Source organism: Paenibacillus tritici (assembly GCF_013204885.1).
Lineage (GTDB): Bacteria > Bacillota > Bacilli > Paenibacillales > Paenibacillaceae > Paenibacillus_AQ > Paenibacillus_AQ tritici.
Map to the genome: position 1 here is coordinate 307,452 of NZ_JABMKX010000001.1, position 19,305 is coordinate 326,756.

The 19,305-nt window shown below is 50.7% G+C and carries 19 protein-coding genes; 10 read left to right on the top strand and 9 right to left on the bottom strand.

Annotation, left to right across the window (positions count from 1 at the left end):
- Positions 1 to 89: 89 nt before the first annotated feature.
- A complete protein-coding gene (gene fabF / locus HQN87_RS01455) occupies positions 90 to 1,328 on the bottom strand; it encodes a beta-ketoacyl-ACP synthase II (protein ID WP_173126635.1) in 1,239 nt (412 codons plus the stop codon).
- Positions 1,329 to 1,462: 134 nt separating this feature from the next.
- Here fabF and HQN87_RS01460 point away from each other — a divergent pair, with 134 nt between their 5' ends.
- The 5 genes from HQN87_RS01460 (at position 1,463) to HQN87_RS32920 (ending at position 5,336) form a co-directional block, all read left to right on the top strand.
- The gene (locus HQN87_RS01460) at positions 1,463 to 2,305 is read left to right on the top strand and encodes a helix-turn-helix transcriptional regulator (RefSeq protein ID WP_173126638.1); all 843 of its coding nucleotides are present in this window, start codon (positions 1,463 to 1,465) and stop codon (positions 2,303 to 2,305) included.
- Positions 2,306 to 2,426: 121 nt separating this feature from the next.
- Positions 2,427 to 3,545, top strand: coding sequence for a citrate synthase/methylcitrate synthase (locus tag HQN87_RS01465; protein WP_173126641.1), 1,119 nt, complete (start codon positions 2,427 to 2,429; stop codon positions 3,543 to 3,545).
- A 189-nt stretch (positions 3,546 to 3,734) separates the two neighbouring features.
- Positions 3,735 to 4,232: a hypothetical protein gene (locus HQN87_RS01470; protein WP_173126645.1), complete on the top strand. Its 498-nt coding sequence runs from the start codon at positions 3,735 to 3,737 to the stop codon at positions 4,230 to 4,232.
- 269 nt (positions 4,233 to 4,501) lie between these two features.
- Positions 4,502 to 5,092 (top strand): hypothetical protein, encoded by a 591-nt coding sequence (locus HQN87_RS01475; protein ID WP_173126648.1) that lies wholly within the window; start codon positions 4,502 to 4,504, stop codon positions 5,090 to 5,092.
- Between the two features lie 25 nt (positions 5,093 to 5,117).
- Positions 5,118 to 5,336 (top strand): phage terminase small subunit-related protein, encoded by a 219-nt coding sequence (locus HQN87_RS32920; protein ID WP_173126651.1) that lies wholly within the window; start codon positions 5,118 to 5,120, stop codon positions 5,334 to 5,336.
- 417 nt (positions 5,337 to 5,753) lie between these two features.
- Here the strand turns inward: HQN87_RS32920 and HQN87_RS01485 are convergent, their stop codons facing one another.
- Together HQN87_RS01485 and HQN87_RS01490 are read right to left on the bottom strand one after the other, a co-directional pair.
- Positions 5,754 to 6,236 carry a hypothetical protein gene (locus HQN87_RS01485; protein WP_173126654.1) on the bottom strand — a complete coding sequence of 161 codons (483 nt, stop codon included), beginning with the start codon at positions 6,234 to 6,236 and terminating at the stop codon, positions 5,754 to 5,756.
- Positions 6,237 to 6,442: 206 nt separating this feature from the next.
- Positions 6,443 to 6,730: a hypothetical protein gene (locus HQN87_RS01490; RefSeq protein WP_173126657.1), complete on the bottom strand. Its 288-nt coding sequence runs from the start codon at positions 6,728 to 6,730 to the stop codon at positions 6,443 to 6,445.
- Between the two features lie 176 nt (positions 6,731 to 6,906).
- On the opposite strand from HQN87_RS01490, the gene HQN87_RS01495 reads away from it, so the two are divergent.
- Positions 6,907 to 7,674, top strand: coding sequence for an exodeoxyribonuclease III (locus HQN87_RS01495; protein ID WP_173126660.1), 768 nt, complete (start codon positions 6,907 to 6,909; stop codon positions 7,672 to 7,674).
- A gap of 70 nt (positions 7,675 to 7,744) precedes the next feature.
- Here HQN87_RS01495 and HQN87_RS01500 read toward each other — a convergent pair whose 3' ends face one another.
- Positions 7,745 to 9,250, bottom strand: coding sequence for an amidase family protein (locus tag HQN87_RS01500; protein ID WP_173126663.1), 1,506 nt, complete (start codon positions 9,248 to 9,250; stop codon positions 7,745 to 7,747).
- A gap of 30 nt (positions 9,251 to 9,280) precedes the next feature.
- The gene (locus tag HQN87_RS01505; RefSeq protein ID WP_173126666.1) at positions 9,281 to 10,411 is read right to left on the bottom strand and encodes a VanZ family protein; all 1,131 of its coding nucleotides are present in this window, start codon (positions 10,409 to 10,411) and stop codon (positions 9,281 to 9,283) included.
- A gap of 132 nt (positions 10,412 to 10,543) precedes the next feature.
- On the opposite strand from HQN87_RS01505, the gene HQN87_RS01510 reads away from it, so the two are divergent.
- The 4 genes from HQN87_RS01510 to HQN87_RS01525 all read left to right on the top strand — a co-directional run bounded on the left by HQN87_RS01510 (position 10,544) and on the right by HQN87_RS01525 (position 14,125).
- Complete coding sequence (locus tag HQN87_RS01510; RefSeq protein WP_173126669.1) at positions 10,544 to 10,891, top strand: hypothetical protein; 348 nt, start codon at positions 10,544 to 10,546, stop codon at positions 10,889 to 10,891.
- Positions 10,892 to 11,089: 198 nt separating this feature from the next.
- Entirely contained in the window at positions 11,090 to 12,322 is a 1,233-nt protein-coding gene (locus HQN87_RS01515; protein WP_173126672.1) for an aminopeptidase, read from the top strand.
- Between the two features lie 143 nt (positions 12,323 to 12,465).
- Positions 12,466 to 13,002 (top strand): sigma-70 family RNA polymerase sigma factor, encoded by a 537-nt coding sequence (locus HQN87_RS01520; RefSeq protein WP_173126675.1) that lies wholly within the window; start codon positions 12,466 to 12,468, stop codon positions 13,000 to 13,002.
- Positions 12,992 to 14,125: a DUF4179 domain-containing protein gene (locus tag HQN87_RS01525; RefSeq protein WP_173126678.1), complete on the top strand. Its 1,134-nt coding sequence runs from the start codon at positions 12,992 to 12,994 to the stop codon at positions 14,123 to 14,125. Before HQN87_RS01520 ends, HQN87_RS01525 begins: the two co-directional genes overlap by 11 nt.
- 82 nt (positions 14,126 to 14,207) lie before the next feature.
- Here the strand turns inward: HQN87_RS01525 and HQN87_RS01530 are convergent, their stop codons facing one another.
- The 4 genes from HQN87_RS01530 to HQN87_RS01545 are packed head-to-tail and all read right to left on the bottom strand — an operon-like array spanning position 14,208 to position 19,129.
- On the bottom strand, positions 14,208 to 15,509 hold the full coding sequence (locus HQN87_RS01530) for a DUF5050 domain-containing protein (RefSeq protein WP_173126681.1): 1,302 nt from the start codon (positions 15,507 to 15,509) through the stop codon (positions 14,208 to 14,210).
- A 40-nt stretch (positions 15,510 to 15,549) separates the two neighbouring features.
- Positions 15,550 to 16,689, bottom strand: a complete 1,140-nt coding sequence (locus tag HQN87_RS01535; protein WP_173126684.1) for a toxic anion resistance protein — start codon at positions 16,687 to 16,689, stop codon at positions 15,550 to 15,552.
- A gap of 25 nt (positions 16,690 to 16,714) precedes the next feature.
- Entirely contained in the window at positions 16,715 to 18,400 is a 1,686-nt protein-coding gene (locus tag HQN87_RS01540) for a vWA domain-containing protein (RefSeq protein WP_173126687.1), read from the bottom strand.
- Positions 18,401 to 18,415: 15 nt separating this feature from the next.
- On the bottom strand, positions 18,416 to 19,129 hold the full coding sequence (locus HQN87_RS01545; RefSeq protein WP_254075310.1) for a hypothetical protein: 714 nt from the start codon (positions 19,127 to 19,129) through the stop codon (positions 18,416 to 18,418).
- Positions 19,130 to 19,305: the final 176 nt, after the last annotated feature.

Here is a 19,305-nt window from a genome sequence, read left to right on the forward strand (position 1 = left end):
ACGGGCATGTAGACAACAGCGGCCGGAGGTCCAAATGTTCACCGTAGTGACGACGAAGCTTTAAGTACAAGTTTTATATAAAAGCCTGATTACTCCTCATACTTGCGCAGGACGATCACAGCGTTGTGTCCGCCGAAGCCGAATGAATTGGATATGCCGATCTTCAGGTCCGCCTGGCGGGCCCGGCCCGGGACATAGTCCAGGTCGCAATATTCGTCCGGCTGCTCCAGATTAATCGTCGGCGGAATAAGCCCTTCCTGAATGCTTTTGAGCAGGGCAATGGCTTCCAGGCCACCGGCGGCCCCGAGGGCATGTCCGGTCATCGACTTGTTCGCAGTGACCGGAATCCGGTAAGCCGCCTCACCGAACAGCTTCTTGATCGCCAGCGTCTCAGAACGGTCTCCGACGATCGTGCTGGTCGCGTGTGCACTGATGACATCCACCTCCCCTGGAGTGATTCCCGCCTCTCTGAGCGCCAGCTTCATCGCCTGATAAGCACCTATGCCCTCAGGATGGGTAGCTACCATATGATAAGCGTCAGAACTGGCACCGTAGCCGGTAACTTCGCCATAGATGACAGCGTTTCTCTGCAAGGCGTGGGAGAGAGATTCCAGAATTACGATGGCACCGCCCTCGGCGATCACAAATCCGTCCCGGTTCTGGTCAAAAGGCCGGCTGGCCTTCTCTGGCTCCTCATTGCGGGTGGATAAGGCAGTCGCATTACCGAAGCTGGCCAGGGCAATCTCGGTCACCGCCGCTTCCGCGCCCCCGGCAATGATTACATCGGCACCGCCGTAACGGATCAGGCGGAAGGCTTCGCCAATGGCCGTGTTCCCGATAGAACAGGCTGTAACCGGGGAGAGCGTCGGCCCCAGCGCTCCCAGCTTAATGCTGATCATGGCTGCCGCCATGTTGGAGATGAGCATCGGAATCAGGGTCGGGCTTACCCGCTCCGGTCCGCGGGAGCGCAGCAATTCCCCCTGATCCATTAAGGTCTGGATGCCGCCTACACCTGAGCCTACGTAGACTCCCAGCCGTTCCCGGTCAACCTTCTCCAGCTGGAGGCCGGAATGGGCCCAGGCATCCTCGGCAGCGGCAAGCGCGAACTGGCTGAACCGGTCCATCCGGCGGGCATCCTTACGGCCAAACCTTGCATCGGGGTCGAAGTCCTGCACAGCGCCAGCAATTTTGGTCTTGAAATGCGCGGTATCAAAAGAAGTGATCGGAGTAATTCCCGATTCTCCTGCGGCCAGGCGGCTCCAGAACTGGTCTACGGTATTGCCAAGCGGCGAAATGACACCCATCCCTGTTATGACTACACGTTCCATTGTTGTATCCTCCTGTGTATACTGAATACATCCATTTTTTCATTTAATTTATCCTATTACAAGTTGTAGTTTATACTAGTATAATTACTACTACACTAACAGCCAGAAGAACCGAAAGACAGGGAGGGATTATCATGTCGAACCAGAACAGACTTCAAGCATTGTCGGAATTCCTGAAATCCAGACGGGCGGCTATCACTCCGGCAGCAGCGGGACTCCCGGAAGGCACCCGCAGGCGGACACCGGGGCTGCGGCGTGAGGAAGTGGCGCAATTGGCCGGAGTGAGCAATACCTGGTATACCTGGCTGGAGCAGGGACGCGATATCAAAGTATCCCCCTCCGTTCTGGATTGTATTGCCGGAGCTCTGCAGTTGACTAAGGACGAGCGGAGTTACTTGTTCGCACTGGCACTGGAGAACGGGCCGGGAGGTGCGGTCTATCCTCAGGAGGAGAATTCGGTGATTGATCCGTCCTTGCAGAAGATTCTGCAGGAGCTGAAGAACTGTCCGACTCTTATCTCGGACCGGCACTGCGGGATTGTCGGCTGGAACGAAGCGGCGGCGCATGTGTTTCTTGATTTCGCCAAGCTGGCCCCTCAGCAGCGCAATATGATCTCTCTATTATTCGTACGCAAGGAATTCAGACGGCTGGCGGTGAATTGGGAGCAGTTTGTCCGGGGGTATTTATCTATTTTCCGCGCGTACTACGGGCAATATCTGGAGGACCGCTGGTACGATGATTTCATTGCGGAGATGAAGAAGCAGCATCCGGAGTTCAATCAGCTATGGGAGGAGAGCCGGGTTAGCTCTGCGCCGGATGTAGTCCTGGAGTTCCGGCATGCCAAAGCCGGCAAAATGCTGTTCCGTTTAACCTCGCTTCAGGTACAGGGCGCTGCGGATCTGCGCTGTAGCATTTATACGCCTGCCGGTGACTCCAATACAGAATCCAAGCTGAACCAGCTTATGAAGCCGGAATGAGGATGGTGATAGAAATTTTTTATGGATTCATAAAAAACTATAAATATGCAATATCGAATCTGGAGTTTATACTCCTAATATAATGAATTCATTCCTGCGGGATCGAAAAGGAGCAAGGGACATGGCTAAAGTAACCGGATTGGAAGGCGTTGTGGCCGGAGAGACTGAAATTGGATGGGTGGATGGAGAGAAGGGGTATTTAGTGTACCGCGGATATTGGGCCAAGGAGCTTGCGGTAAGCAAAAGTTATGAGGAAGTTGCTTACCTGCTATGGAACGGACACCTGCCTGATGTGGAGGAGCTGGCCCAGCTTAAGGCCCAAATGGCTGCGGAGAGAGAGCTTCCCGAATATTTGCGCAAGATGCTTGATTTGTATCCGGCGTCTGTACCGCTGATGCTGGTATTGCAGAGTGCTATGGCTGCGCTAGGGGATCAGGAGAACACCACCTGGCCGCCAACGCTGAAGCAGGCTGTGCGCTTGACGGCTATGCTTCCGGCCATTATCGCTTACAGGTACCGCAGCCTCCAGGGCTTGGAACCTCTGAAATCGCTTCCTGAGCTTGGTCATGCGGCGAACTATCTCTATCTATTGACAGGAAAACTGCCGGAGGAAGCTCATGTGAAGGCGCTCAGTGCCTATCTGATTCTCTGTATGGAACACGGGATGAATGCCTCGACGTTTGCAGGGCGGGTGGTGCTGTCGACGGAGTCCGATATTTGTGCGGCGGTAGGCGGGGCCATTGGAGCGATGAAGGGGCCGCTGCATGGCGGGGCGCCCTATGAGGTGATCTCAATGCTGGAGGAGATCGGAACCAAGGAGCGTGCGGAGCCTTGGCTGCGGGAGAAGCTCGAGGGCGGGGAGAAGCTGATGGGCTTCGGGCACCGGATCTATAAGACCAAGGACCCCCGCGCAGAAGCCTTGCAGATTGCTACGCTTGCGATGATCGGCAAGGACGCTTCTTTTGACCTTGCGCTTCATGTGGAAGCTACAGCGGTTAAGCTGCTGGAGGAATACAAGCCGGGCCGGCGCCTGTTCACGAATGTCGAGTTCTATGCTGCGGCTATCCTGAAGGCGCTGCACCTGGCGCCGGAGATATTCACGCCTACGTTCACGGCGGGCAGAATCGTCGGCTGGACAGCTCATCTTCTGGAGCAGTCGGAGAATAACCGGATTTTCCGCCCGCAATCTACTTATATCGGACCTATACCTGAAGAACCGGTTCTGACTGGTCACAGTTGACAGCAAAGGGTATCAGATGGTGGGTATTGGGATGTAGATGCTTGAGCTGCATGAGCTATTCACAGCGCAGGCCTTACCGGCCAACTATATCATTGATGTGGACGAAGAGGCGAAATTTTGTTTTAGAGTCAAATGTCAGAAGGGTAAATCTTTCTAGACGTCGAAATATGATGTCGAAGGAGGATGGTTATGAACTTTGATTTCGGCGGGTTTACAGGTGGAATAATTGGTACTATAGGTGCATTTGGCGCTGCATGGTACACTCTAAAGAAACAAGAAAGATCAAAAAGACCGGCTGTTTATGCTAAAACGATTGCTGAATCGAGATTTTTATTTAATTTATTGCGAGGATTCGAATGGGATATAACTCTGGCAACGAAAAGAGTCGAATCTATTGAAGAAGATCCAAGGCTAAATTTATTAGAGGTAAAGTATCTTGTAAGAGACCACTTGAAAGTGTTGGAAGAGCATATTCCTAAAGCAATTGAAACAGACTTACGAATTGCTAGTTCTTTAATGGATTACGTCTCAGAGCTGGACGACCTGAATTATAAATATAGGAAAGATGATAGTGTAGAAGAGACCAACTCATATAAATCTGAACATGAGAGTATTTCCACAAAGACACGACAGAAGCTATTTAATATACGAAGCGAAGTTGAGAATAAAGTTAGAAAAATAACTTGAATAGTTCGATACTTTTTAATGTAGCAATCCGTTTCGTGAGCCTGTTTTAGCGTTTGTTATGGAGAACGTCTGGATTTGTGGACAAGGCTAGTGAAGGGTAGGTAGGCATAAGCTACGCAGTGTGCTGAAAAATTATAGCCTGCCCCTCCAGCAAAAACGACATAACATGATTTTTGACTTTATCTCCTGTTTTATTTGTCCTTGACCAAGGTCTTATATTGTCTGATACTGGAAGATGATAAATATCTTTTTTTTAAGGAGCGAAGCACATGCAGTTGGATCCCGAGTTGATAAAAGTTGGAGTAGATTTAGCTAGTAGTGTTGCGAAAAATAGTGTCCAAGCGATAGCAGGAAAGATTAAAGGTGCAAAAGCTTCGGGTGATAAAGACAAGTTAGTTGGTAATTTGGAGGAGATTATTAACGAACTGATTTCTGAGAGAAACCGTCTGGTTCAATTAGTGCAAGCTTATGAGGAAACATTGATAACACAAAAAATCTCTGATGCAGATATTGAATATATAACCGGAAACATCGTTCCTTTATTGGAAAACTTGCTAGAGCAAAACGCAGGTGAAGATGCCCAAAAAACCAGAGAGGCTTTGAATTTATTTAAGCCCATCTTGTCTAAAGAGCTATTTAATATCGTACAACTCTTAGGTTTTAATTTTAAACAGGCAATCGGAGAACCGTTGACCCTATTGATCAATTCTACAATTAAATCTAAAGTCTCCCCAACAGATGAAGCCTCTATCGCATTAAAAACGGCAGAGTCACAGAGGGAAGTGGAGTTTTACAAAGTAATGCAGGATGAAGAAGCATTTAAGCGATATTGCATTGCTACGGGAAGACAGTTAAATTAGTTGGATTTCTTATAGAAAGCATCCTATGGTGTTTTTTATTAATCCAAAATACTCCTTTGGGGTGAAAGATGTAAATTCCAAGAGAAAGAGATCCAATAGGGCAGAAGCTGAAAAGATGTGGCTAGACAGTGGTGGGCAGCTCGATCTTATGGGGATTGTTGCTCAGCTAAATGTGTCTGCTAGGCCAATCGGAGGCTGGGAGAAGCCATTATCCGCATTCAGTCAAGAAGATCCGGGCCATTGAGTGGAAGACAAACTTCTTGTTGTCGATGGAAGAGAAGTTAGTCCGCACAAAAATCCTTCGGATTGAGCTTCAGAAGATGCAGGGAGCAGAGGCCCAACCGCATGCTGGACAGATACTATTCGTGAAATTGCGGAGGGACGTAGAGCATTGAAAGCGAGCGAACAGCATGAGTAGTAAACCGTATAATGTTATCGCTGCCCTGACGGACCTCATAAATAGCCCATCAACCTTAAGTGGTCGGCGGGCTTTTTCTTCTTAAGAGCGTCAATGTATGGCTTGTGATAAATTTCCTTAGCTCTCTTCAGGCATCTACAGCGTTTCTTATCGACCAAATACATACAGGTAGTGCAGTACTAGAGTATCACCTCACCAAAACAAAAAGAGCCGCATCGTAACACGGCTCTAATTAATATATATTTATTGCCCGCCTGTATTTGAAGCCCAGACAGGATACCAGCCTAAACCCACGTTCTTGGTGTTGTAAAGAACTAAGTTTCCGTCATCTTGAACGATTAGCAGGTCACCCACGAGGTTAACAGGTACATTACCTTGTCCATACCACGCATTAGCCCATGCATTATTGTCTGATGTCCAATACGGAGTATTATTCCAATCCATTAGCTTAAGTCTGCCGCTATATTGATCAATTGCGAGCTGTGTTATTCTCATGTCGCGGGTGTTGGTGTGCCATATCATCGAGCGTTTGCGATTATTCCATAGCTGTATATCTCCGGAAGGCATAAAATTCAGGATGTAAGTCATGTTGTTTGATACTAACGGATTCGAACCTATAGTAAATGTTTCGCGAACCGTTAGACGTTCTCCAGCGGCAAATGTTGCAGGAGCAACAGGGAGCTGGATCATAAACACCGCAAGTACAAGCAGAATAATCTTTTTCATAATAACCTCTTTTCTGGTATATTTTAATATTTCCTTAACAACTATATCATAAAATTGATATAAATGGGATATTAACCTAAAGGTTGAAAAAGATACTTCTGAGTTGCTTCATTATCTATGTAATCAATCAAAAAGAGGGACTCCCCGGGACAGCGAGAAGTCCAAAAATGGTCAACAGAGCATGAGGGGGATACTCTTACATTAGATTAGAAATCTGAGGTTGCCACTTCGATCGTTCCGAACACTGCACCTGCAGCCGTGCTGAGAAGTCCGGCGACAAGCAGTGCATGAACCGCTAGGGTGAGACTGTTAAACGCAGGGATAACATAAGAGACTACCGGAGCATTGACCCGGTAAAGGACAAGATTCACCGGGAACCCGGAGTTGTTATTTACCGTCACAGCCGCATTGATGCCGCCTGCCAGGTTCTCATAGTAAGATTTACCTACAGAAGCCGGCAGATTGAAGAATTGTTGCGGTAACAAGATAGCCATAGGAATGACCTCCTTTGCTGGTTGATAGGGTATTATATTCGCCGAAGCTATGATTGCTGTAACTTATGTCTTGGGAGAATAACACATTTCAATAGAGCGGCAGGATATTCATAGGCAGGCAGGATATATGATACACTGGGTATAATCTAGTGACAGTTAAAGGAGTAATGACAACGATGAAGCTGGTATCCTGGAATGTAAACGGTCTGAGGGCTTGTGTGAATAAAGGGTTTAACGAGTATTTCCGGGAGAGTGCCGCAGATATCTTCTGTGTGCAGGAAACGAAGCTCCAGGAGGGTCAGATTGTTCTTGATTACGGGGAGGAATATTCACAGTACTGGAATTATGCGCTCAAAAAAGGATATTCCGGAACGGCCGTATTTACCAGAATTAAGCCGCTCTCCGTAAGATATGGACTGGATAAGGAAACAGAGGACGAGGGGAGAATCATAACCCTGGAGTTCACAGATTTCTATCTGGTGAATGTATATACGCCGAATGCCAAGCGGGATCTGTCCAGACTGGACTACCGGATGGAGTGGGAGGATCAGTTCCGTACCTATCTGCTGAAGCTGGACGCTCATAAGCCGGTGCTGGTGTGCGGAGATCTTAATGTTGCGCACCAGGATATTGACCTGAAGAATGCCAAATCGAACCGGGGGAATTCAGGGTTCACAGACGAAGAGCGCGGGAAGATGACTACGCTGCTTGAGGCCGGGTTTGTGGATACCTTCCGATTCTTCTACCCTGAGCTCGAAGGTGCCTATAGCTGGTGGTCTTATATGCCGAAGGTCAGGGAGAAGAATGTGGGCTGGCGGATTGATTATTTCCTTGCCTCATCACGGTTAGCCCCGCGTCTGCTGGACGCTGGTATTGAGTGCAGTGTGCTGGGCAGCGATCATTGCCCCATAGTGCTCCATATGGCGGATACGGCTGAAGCCTAATTCAAGAAGGCTGCTCTGCCAATAGAATAGAGGCTGTGTCCCGGTAACGGGATACAGCCTCTATTTGTTGCTAGTCTGGCAAGCTGTCCTTCTCCAGAAGCGGAGGACGCCGGTGCCTGGTGGCCTGTTCAAAAGCATATGCAATGCCTAACAGCATACCTTCGCTATTGGCGGAGGCAGAGAAGGTGACACCCTGCGGCCCCTTGGTATTATAGCCTCCCGGTGCAATGATACCGGTGCGGGTATAGCCGGCGGGAACGGTAATCAGCGGATAACCGGCTCTTGCCGCCAGGTCTGTGCCATGGTCTCCTGGGAAGAGGAGCACATCCAGACCGTAATGCTGTAGTGCATAATCAATGCCCTGCGATCCGGCCATGGAGCGGGATAATTGCAGCTGCTCCAGATAGGCTTGCTCTGTAATCTCATCTCCGGATGTATTCAGCCACTCAAGCTTATCCTGGCCATATTTCAGCGCCTGTTCACTATGCAGGTTGTTGAATTCTATCAACTCCTGCAAGGAATGTACCGGAAGAGAGGCAGGCAGTCCGCTTAAATACCGGTTTAAGCCTTTTTTGAATTCATATTGCAGAATAGTAGCATTCCAGTCGGCATTCTGACAGGGAAGCTCCACAGGATCAATAATGTCGGCGCCAAGCTCTCGCAGGACTGCTATGGCAGATTCCATCATGCGCAGTGCTTCTTCGTCCAGCTCTGAATAATAGAATCGCGGAATACCGATCCGTTTGAATTTCGCATAGTCAACATCCAGACCGATGGAGTAATCCTGTATAGCAGAGGAGAGGGAGTCCCCGGTATCAACAATCACATTAAGCAGGAGCGCGGCATCCCTGACGGTTCTGGCCATCGGGCCGGCGGTGTCCTGGCTGCCGATCCCCGGTATGATTCCCATATTGCTGACCAGTCCCCAAGTGGGCTTCAGGCCTACAAGGGAATTATGGGCAGCGGGGCTGATGATGGAGGCGGAGGTTTCAGTACCCAGAGCTATGGCCGCCAGGTTGGCCGCGACTGCTGCGGCACTTCCTGAGCTGGAGCCCCCAACGAACAATTCACCGGGTCCGTAGGGATTGAGTACAAGTCCGCCGCGCGAACTGTATCCGGCCCACATGGCAGACGACATAAAGTTGGCCCACTCTGTCATGTTTGTTTTGCCCAGAATCACAGCTCCTGCTGCTCTTAATTGCGTGATGACTACTGCATCTTCAGCAGCTCTATGGTCTGCCAATGCCAAAGCACCTGCACTGGTGTGCAGCTTATCTGAGGTACCGATGTTATCTTTGACCAGTACAGGAATTCCGTGCAGGGGGCCTCGTATGCCCTTGTTCCGGCGTTCCAGATCCAGCATTCTGGCAGTCTCAAGGGCATCCGGATTCACCTCCAGGACAGAACGCAGCAGACCGTCATAGCGGTTAATCCGCTCTAAATATAGACTTACCAGCAGCTCAGAAGTTAAGCTTCCCTGTTCCATTTCCTGCTGAATGCCAGCGATGTCTGCTTCAATTATCCACTCCGGCCAATCCCGGGCAGAGGGTTCAAACTGAAATTCGTTATTGTTCATGACGGGGTGTTAACCTCTATTCTTTGATTTTTAGTCGGCTGCGTTACTGCTTGCCTCTGCCTTCTGCCGGTCCGGCCAGCTAATCACATTGCGGGTCTTGCTCCACTCCTCATAGATTAACGGCCGGTCCCGCTTGATCAGCCGCATAACCAGATGAATGAAGAAGGCGAGATCGGCAAGTAAGGTGGCCATTCGTATCACTGCAGCTAATGGCGTGCCGAGGTTGTGTAGCAGCGGAGAGTCAGGCGTCAGGGCATTCATCCCGCCCAGTATGCCATAGAGCAAACCGTATCTTATCCATACCATCCATGGGGTGGCCGGATTACCGTCTTCACTCTTCAGCCGGATACGTACGATCCATTTGCCGAAGGTCCGCCCGCCTGTAACCAGAGGGACGATCAGGAAGTAAACCATACTGACAGCCCACAGGGAGATATTCAGCGAGAGCAGATTGAGCAGTAGTGTTACTGTAAGCAGCAGGAACCCGTCCATAAGGCAGGCCAGCGCGCGGCGGGTGTAACCGACCTTCTTCGCAGGTAAGTCCTCCCAGCTGTCGAGCTTCTCGATGCGCGGCAGCAGGCCTGCGATCCACATGGCGATTTTGAACCCGACCATGCCTCCCAGTGTATTCGTAATCAGGTCATCGACATCGAAGAGACGGTAAGGATGATCGAAGAACCCGAAAATGCCGGTAATCTGCGTAATCTCAAAGAACAGCGACAGCACAAAGGACAACATAATGCACACGGCCCAGCGTGTACGGAAGTAGTAGCCCAGAAATATGCCGAACGGCACGGTCAGCACGACATTGAAGGCCGCCAGCAGAAAATCCGCCTCACCCAGCACCTTCAGATAGCTGGAGGGATCATTACGCGTAATCTGCGTATTCTGGAGGATATCCTGGATGAATTGCAGCGGCACAAGCTGGATCATGCTCCCGGCAGGTGCAGCATTATGCCTGGAATCAGGCAGGGGCAGCAGAACCAGGAACAGGGCGTTAAGCAGGTACAGCAGCAGCAGATAGAGCATTAATGCCCGGATTTTATTAATATAGCCATGCCTGCGGTATTGCACGATCAGGAACGGCAGGGTGAAGAAGAGTGCTGCAACGGGAAAAGCCATGAAAGCATAGGAGATCGGAAATAAGTAGGATTGAAACATGGGTTCACCTGCTGTCTGATTTTTGTCATAACGACTACATTATAGAATTAAACAGAACCGCACTCAATAGAATTAATCATTCTAAGTGTTCTTTCCTGCATAGATATGTGTGGAGAGGAGCGTGAGCGCAGGATGGAAAAGAAGGTACAGCAGTATTATAAGCTTAAGGCGAAGCAGAAGGAGCTGGAGAAGGAGCTGGCCGGACTCCGGCAGGATATTCTTGCCTATTTCAGTGAAGCGGGGCAGACGGAGTCGGTGATTGGGAGCTACAAGGTGAAGCTGGTCACGCAGAACCGCAAGGAATACGATGACGACAAGCTCTATCAGACCTTATCCGATCCTGAGCTGTGGAGGCTGCTCTCCAAGGTAGATCCGACTAAGGTGGCAAGCCTAACGAAATTGAAGGTGATCGCCGAAGAGAAAATTGCCCACACGTATGATATTAAGACCATTACCTTGCTGCAGGTGGATAAGCAGTAGAGGCTGCGCTCCCGGAGGCGGAAGGATTACGCGCTTTTTGCTTCCGGGCTTACATACAGATGGATGAGAACCCATTCTCTGCTTTCCGGCTAAACTAATCGCCACCAGCTCCATTTTGCGTTAAAATAACAGGTGGGTTTGTTAATATAGAAGGATGAAATCCTACAGAAACGTTGAAGATACGGAGGAAAAGAAGAGATGAAGGATTTTGAGCTGATGCTGGAGAAATACGCAGAGCTGGTAGTGAAGGTTGGTGTGAATGTGCAGCCTGGACAAGTGCTGATGGTACATGCCCCTCTGGAGACTGCGGAGCTTACCCGGCTGATCGTAGGCAAAGCCTATGAAGCAGGAGCCAAATATGTGCTTGTGGACTGGGATGATGAAGCGGTCACGCGCATCCGTTATGAGAAGGCGCCTGAAGAGTCTTTCGGGTATTATCCGCAGTGGCATGCAGACATGCTGGAGGGATTCGCTGAAGAAGGCGGGGCCATATTACATATTAAGGTGCCGGACCCGGAATTGTTCCGCGGGATTGACTCCGCCAAGGTATCCACAGCCGTTAAGGCTGCTGCGGTGGCGCGCAAGAAATATCAGAGCTATACCCGTAACAGCAGAATAAGCTGGTCGTTGATCAAGGCGCCGACCCGGGCCTGGGCGGACAAGGTATTCGCTGATCTGCCGGAGGAAGAGCGGATTGATGCCATGTGGGAAGCGGTGTTCCGGATGAACCGTGTGGACAGTGAGGACCCGGTAGCCGCCTGGCGCGGCCATATCGCGGAGCTGAAGCAGAGCCAGGACCGGATGAACGCCAAACGCTACAAAAGTCTGCATTACCGCGCTCCCGGCACAGATCTGCGTGTCGAGCTGCCGGAGGGTCATTTGTGGCGCGGCGGCGGAGGCGAGAACGAACGCGGTGTCTATTTTGTAGCGAATATGCCTACAGAAGAAATCTATACCATGCCGCACCGGACAGGTGTGAATGGGACAGTCAAAAGCACGCTTCCGCTTAATCTGAACGGACGTCTGGTAGACGGCATTAGCATTACCTTCACGAATGGCAAGGTTACGGCGTATGAGGCCGAATCCGGCCGCGAACATCTGACTTCTCTGCTGGACACGGATGAAGGGGCTTCTTATCTGGGAGAGGTCGCATTGGTGCAGCATGATTCGCCGATCTCCCGGCTGAATAGAGTGTTCTACAACACCGGAATTGACGAGAATGCTTCCTGCCATTTCGCCCTGGGGAGCGCTTATCCGGTGAATATTGAAGGCGGCACTTCCATGACCAGTGAGGAACTGCTGGCCAAAGGCGCCAATGTCAGCCTCACGCATGTCGATTTCATGATTGGTTCGGCAGCGCTTGATATTGACGGTGAGCTGGCTGACGGGACCACCGAGCCCATATTCCGCCAAGGCAACTGGGTTCTGTAGAGATAAGCACTAGAAAGGCCGCATATTTCCCGGTCAGCGGGAAGTGCGGCTTTTTTTTGTTAAAAAAAAGACCGCAGGCTAAAACTGTTTGCATAACCTCTCCGTCTAATTCATGTAAAAAAGGATGGAGAGGAGAGGGAGAGATGACGATGTCAGGCGCAGAGATGAAGCGGGTCACTGCCGCTGTACCGCTTGAAGAGACAGATTTCGTCAAAGCGGTGATGGAGCACAGCGACCAGTTATATTCTATTGCCTACAGTTATCTGGGCAACCGTAATGACGCGCTGGAAGCGTTGCAGGAGACGACTTGCCGGGCGTGGATGAAGCGCAGGACCCTTAAGGACCCCGGCGCCTTCAAATCCTGGCTGATCAGGATTCTAATCTATGTCTGCATTGACGAGCAACGCAGAAGGAAGAAGGCGGTTCCCACAGCGGCAGAGCATATGCAGGATGCCGTCATTCATAACAGCACCGAATCTATGGAAATGCAGTGGGCACTCTCACAGGTGAAGCTGAAATACCGTCATGTGCTGCTGCTCAAATATTACAATGACATGACCTTGGCCGAGATCGCAGTGCTGCTGGACAAGCCGGAAGGAACCGTCAAAACCTGGCAGCACAAAGGCTTGAAGCAGCTAAGGACCATTATGAAGAACCGGGGTGAGTGGGATGAACAGTAGCCGGGAAGAGCAGGTGATGCTGACGGATGCGGCACGTATACACGAGGAAGCCGGTGCGGACGGCGGTGGCAACGAGATTAGACAAGCTGTTATAGCCGGAATCGAGCGCGGACGCAGGAGAAGCTGGCAGGGCAGACTCCGCACAGGCTCCTTGGCAGGGCTGGCCGCTGCCGCGGTTGTTGCTTGTATACTATTTTTCATTCCAATGATCCAGGAACTTGCCCCGCAGTCTGCGGCACCTGCTGAAACTGCGGGCTGGGGAGAGCTGGAGAACTTTAAGCGGCTGTATTCCTTCGACTCCGAGGCGGAAACACTGGATTCAGCCATCCGGCACGGCTATATTCAACAGGTGAATCGGAGTGCAACCAGCGGGAATTACCGGATCACTCTGAATGCTGTAACGGCGGACGATAACAAAATAATCTTCTTATATACAGCCAATGTCGCTGCGGGCCAGGAAATATACAGCGTGAACAGTGCGAGAATAAAGAATCTTGCAACCGGCTATAATCTCGATGATGAAGGACAGATCGGCGGCCATGATGAACGAAGCGGGCCTTTGGAGAACCGCATTTACTACGGCCGTGGTGTTATCCATCTGGACCGGAATCAGCCTTTCCCGGAGCAGCTTGAAGCGGATTTCCAGATCGCCTCTGTAGACCCCGGTAAATTGAAAGATCCCAAGACGGGCAAGAATGCAGCGGAAATGAATTATTCTCCAAGGCTTAAGATCAGCTTCAAGCTGGACCCGAAATTCAAAGAGCAGCAGACGGTCATTGTTAAGCCGGAGGCAGACTTTATGCTGGAGGGCATTCAAGTGACACTGAAGCAGGTCGAGCTCTCGCCGTTAATGACCCGGGTTGTAATCGGAATTAAGAACGGGTCTGAGAATACCTGGCCGAACAGGCAGAAGATATTCCTGGCTGTGGGCGGGGATGAGATTCAGTCAGTTACCAAAGCCGGAACGGTCAGTATTGGGCTATCGGCAGCGTACGGGAATGAAGAGGGGTTTGAACGGCGGTACGGCAGTAATCTGCTGGATCAGCCGGAGTCAATGAATTTGCTTCTGAAGACCGGAAAGGGCAAGAATGCCAAGGAGATTACCGTCCCGATTCTGCCGTAAATATTAGAAAAGGCTGACCGCTGGTATGTCCGGCGGATCAGCCTTTTGGCCGTTGGTTTAGAGCGGGCCTAAGCTCTGATTATTAGTTATTGGAGATCAGAGCCATATAAGAAACAGGTCTGGTCGAAAGCTTGGTTTTGATTGTGCCGTCATTGCTGTACCCGTATAGAAAGTTGTTATCCCGGCCATTGATGTAGTACAGGCCTAAGATATCATCTGTAATTACAGAGTAGTCGGATTCCACACCAGCCATTTTGGTCAAGGTTGAATTGGCATTCAGGACGTAAGCATCACTCTTGGTGAACAATACGGTGGTGAGCGTCGTTCCGTTCTTAACCGTTCTGACATCTTGAACATTCGTCAGTGGAAGAGGCTTGGAGGAGGTGACTTTGCCGTTAGCAAATGTGCTGATGTAGGCTTTGCCTTTGGAATCTGCATACACCAGCCTGTTACTGGCAATTTCCTGGACGCTAACCACAGCATTTTGGCTAAGCTGCAGGGTTTTTCCGTTCTTGTCCATCAGGAAGCCTTTGCCTGTGTTGAAGTTGAAATCCTCTCCCTTGGCATCCAGCTTAATCCCTTTATTGAACAGGAAATAATTTTTGGACCAGGTGCCGGAGGAGACTTCATTGGAGGGTAAAGGGTTGTTGGCATTGGCTGCCTTGGGAACTCCGCAGTTCAAGGGAAGCGTGTAGAGCACCATAGAGTTAAGGGAGTACTCCGTTTCGTCAGGCTCAGTATCAATCATTAGGTTAAGACTTGTGTTGTTTAGATGATAGAAGCTGCTCTTCGGGATAGCTCCGCTGGCAATCCACTGGATTACACCATTGCCGTCGCTTGGTTTGGAAGCTACCCAGTTCTTACCATTGTCCCTCAGTGCATTATAGTAGACGCGTCCGCCCATGATGTCGAAGCTTTTGAAATTCACATCTGCGTTATCTGCTATAAGGGTCAGCTGTAGCTTATCTTCAGCGTCTGCCAAGGTGCGGTAGATGCTTCCCGTGTCATCCAGGAAGTACAGGAATGGACCGTCAACAAGGTAATAGAGGATATTGCGGCCCACGATGTAATCGGTAATTAACGCCTCGGGATCACTGAGTGACAGACGTTGAATCCCCATAGCATCCTCATAATAAAAATACAGATATTTACCGGTTGATGTTAATCCGTTGCCGGCAAAATTCTCAGTAATTTTCTGCGTTTCACTTCCATCTGTGGCCACACGGTACAGTACTTGGTCAGAGACATAATACACATATGCTTTTGCGGAAGCTGCCGTTGCTGCCGTTTGTGTTAATCCTCCGCTCCCGACTGTCCCTATAGTCACCAGTAGCAGCACGAGCAGGACCATTTTTCTGGAAAAGAACTCTAGAGCTTTCATCATTAATTCGCTCTTCGGGCAAAAGTGGTGAGCCGTTGCAGGATTACAACCCGAGTGCTTTGCCTTTTTCCAGCCGCCGGATCTGTTGTTCACCGTTATCCGCCAGTTCCCGGAACTGGTTGATGGTCTCCCGCATCTTGGGGAGGGCTTCCTGCTTGTAGGTGCTGATGGAGTCCAGCGCAGAGAGGACGTCTGTGAACGCCTGCTTCAGGGTGTCGGCGGAAATGCTGGTCTCGAGAGATTGCTTATGGATCGCTGCCCCCTGTTCCTTCAGCATCCGGGAAGTCCCGCTAATCAGATTGTCGGTGGTCTGGTTGAGCAGCTCAATCTTTTGAAGCACAATCTTCTGGTTATACAAGGCACTGGCTACCGTCACCGAGATTTTGAGCGCAGATACCGTCACATTCCTGGCTCTGTCCACGCCGCGGATCAGCTCTTTGTTGTTGCGGACGACAACCTCGATGGCCATGATGCCCTGTTGATTGACTACGAGCATCTGCTGCAGATCCATCACCCGCTGGCGCAGCGGGAACAGCACTTCCTCCGTGATGAACCGGACTTTATCCTCATCCTCACTGCGCTGCCTGGCGTCTTCAATCTGCTTCTCGATTTCCTGATCCATCAGGATGCCAAGCTGGATTTCCTTCCCCAGCCGTTTGGTCAGCTCCCGCAGGGTCTGCTGCTCAATCTCCAGGGTGGTGTTGTCATTCTTCAGTACGGCTTTGCCTTTATCTAGGGATAGAATAATATCAGCGATGACAGCATCGGCCTTCTGGTATTTGGCAAAATAATTACGCAAGGGATGGAAAAACTTGCCGAGGAGCCCGCTTTTGGCGAAATCGACCGCGCTGGGGTCCAGGTCCTTCAATTGCAGATGCAGCTCCGTTAAGCCCTTGGCAACCTGGCCGCCTTCATCCCCGGTCTTGGACAGATTGCCTACAGATACCTGGAGGAGAGAGTTTCTCTCCGATGAGGACCGCATGGTGCCCATCCCGAAGCTGTCAATGGATTGCAGCACAGACTTACGGTTCTCCAGGGAGTCGAAATCCATCTCAAGGATACTGGAGACATTGTTTACGGCCTGTTCTTTAAGCTGGGTGACTTCTTCCGGCTCCGGCTGAACCTGCTCCTCGATGACCGATTTGAGCTTTTCTTGACTGGGGATTTCCATTGAGAATGACATGTGAACCCTCCTTCAGAATATAAGTCTACATTTGCACGTTGAGCAGATTGCCGATTTTGTATACTACATCTTCTGTATCAGCGTTGATATTGGCTGCCTCGTTAATGCTTGATATGCTCTCCAGTGCCTTGATGTTGGCGTTATACCCGATGGTATATACCGGAATCTTGTAAGTCTCGATCAATCCCCGGATGTCATCCAGTGAATGGCCTTCATTGGTCTCCCCATCGCTGAGGACGAAGATCAGGGGCTTCACATCCGGGTTCAGGGCCAGCTCCTCCTTCAGCATCTTCATTGCCACAACCATGCCGTCAAAAGTAGCTGTGCCCCCTGTAGCCTGAAGGCTGTTGATTGCACCTACGAACATGGATTGCTGATTGGTGTCATATTTGCCGATGGGCAAATGAATCGTCACTTCGCTGGAGTAGGAGACAAAGCCGATGCTGTTGTCCTTGCCCAGGAATTTCTGGCCCTTCAGCAGCGACTCCTTAAGGCGGTTCAGCGGCTCGCCGGCCATGCTGCCCGAGACATCGGCTACGAATACTGCGGCAATCGGTTTGCTGCCGTCCTTCTTCTCCTTCCACAGCTTCTGGGCCGAGGAGAGCAGGGAGCCGTCAACAGGCTCCAGCTCGGAGATATAGTCCTTCAGACCATTGAAGCCCAGGTCCGCAGCCGTCTTCTGATAGCTGTCCTGCTGGACAAATTCGCCGAACTTCTTGATAATCTCCAGCTTCTCCGGCGGCAGCTTCCCCAGTGCGTAGAGCGGACTGTCATGTCTTACGCCGAATGGGGTAAATACATAGCCGCCGGTCAGATCCTTCGCATTGACAAAGGTCTGATATTCAAGGACAAAGGCATCCAGCATCCCCGACTTCGCCGCTTCCCGCATTTGCAGGGTGGTAGAGGCGATGAAAGGTACATTGGCCTGGAACTTCTCGAAGCCTTGAACAGCCTTGTCACCCAGCAGATTCGTACTGTCGAAGGTACTTAGCGCGGTCACCAGGAAATTCAGCCCCGTGGAGCTGGCAAAAGGGTCGGTGTAACCCATCGCCAGCTCATTGGCCGCAATGGCGTCAGTAATGGTCTTGACATTGATGGAGCCGTATTTCTCAACGAGCTGATCATATTTCGGCTTGCTCATCACTACTCCGGCCACATTGCCGGTCAGCCGCTTCGTGATTAGTTCGGTCTGGACACCGCCCGCCTTGACCATCTCGCCCCATAGCTCATTGGACGGAGTGTAGGCGTCGGGGACATATTTGCCGGACCGGATATAGTCGGCGGCTGTACCTGAAGCGATGTTGCGGATCTGGACAGAGACAGGCTTGCCGTCAACCGTGATGCCAGCAGCGTTGAACGCCGTGGCGACCTCATTCAGCCAGCCGTCGTTGCCTGTACCGGACTTCTCTGTGGAGGAGAAGATTTCGACGAAGCTGTCCGTGGTGCTGTCTACGGAGAGGGGGAACTTGGAAATATCGGGCAAGGAATCGCCGACATCTGCCGGATCAAGGTCGATCTGCCCTTTTACAGGTGCGGCCGTGGTCACATTAATATCCTTATAGATCCGGTTCAGGCGTTTGTCGGCGTCTTCTGCAGAGATCTCTTTTGTGGATTTGCCCAGGTTGGACGTTAAGCTAATCCCGAAGTATACAAGTGCGAAGACGGACACGGCTATAATGCCAAGTACGAATAGTGTTCTGCCTTTCTTCATAGGTTCATCTCCTTCTCACTGCTGATAGAGTTTCGTCTGCCCGATGAGGGCGGTTAATTCCTGCATACACGGCATCTCTTCCACGTTGGTATAATCGCTGCTTCCCAGCTCGGTAATTTCCAGCAGCAGCTGATCCAGCTTGAGCAGGATTTCTTCGTTGGCGCCGAGACTGCCTTTTACATAGGAGAGGTATTCATGGTATAACGCTGTTTTTTGCTGAATCAGGGAGCTGGAGAACCGGCTTGACGCTGTGCTGGCACTGAATCTGGCGAACTCCGCGGCATCGAATACACTGAGCTTGTTCAGAATCCCCCGGATATTCAGATAGAACAGCTTCTCCACCTCTACAATGACGGAATGAAACTTGCGGAAGCTCAGTTCAGCCGGGTCGAACCGTCTGCCGAGCAGCTGGAGCAGCGCCGCCTTCTTCTTGTCGATCCGCTCCATCTGATCCAGGGCAAGGGAGATATCGTCCTTCAGCACCTTCACATTCCGGTGACGGCTCAGTCCGGATATGTAATCCTCCCGCGTCTCGAACCGTACGGAGGGCAGCTTGGCAGCCGGAGGCCTGAAGAGCAGGGTGTAACTCCCGTATAACACGACCAACAGACTGATGATTAGCAGGGTTACGCCGGATGCAGTTTCCAGCGCGCTCCCGCCGCCGATCTCCACACCGAGCAAGCCCGGGGATAATACGGCAACATTTAAGATGACAACCCCGGCAACCAACCCGAGGAGCTTAATGGGCCCGGATCTGTTCAGGATCTGCACCTCCTCCATAAAAAGTATAGATTAACCATATCACATAGAAATGATTGGAATAAAGATTATTAAACATTGTTACGTAGCGAAACTTGTCTATGTTTCAAATTTTAATAGTTAAAATGCAGGAATGGGTAGCTGGA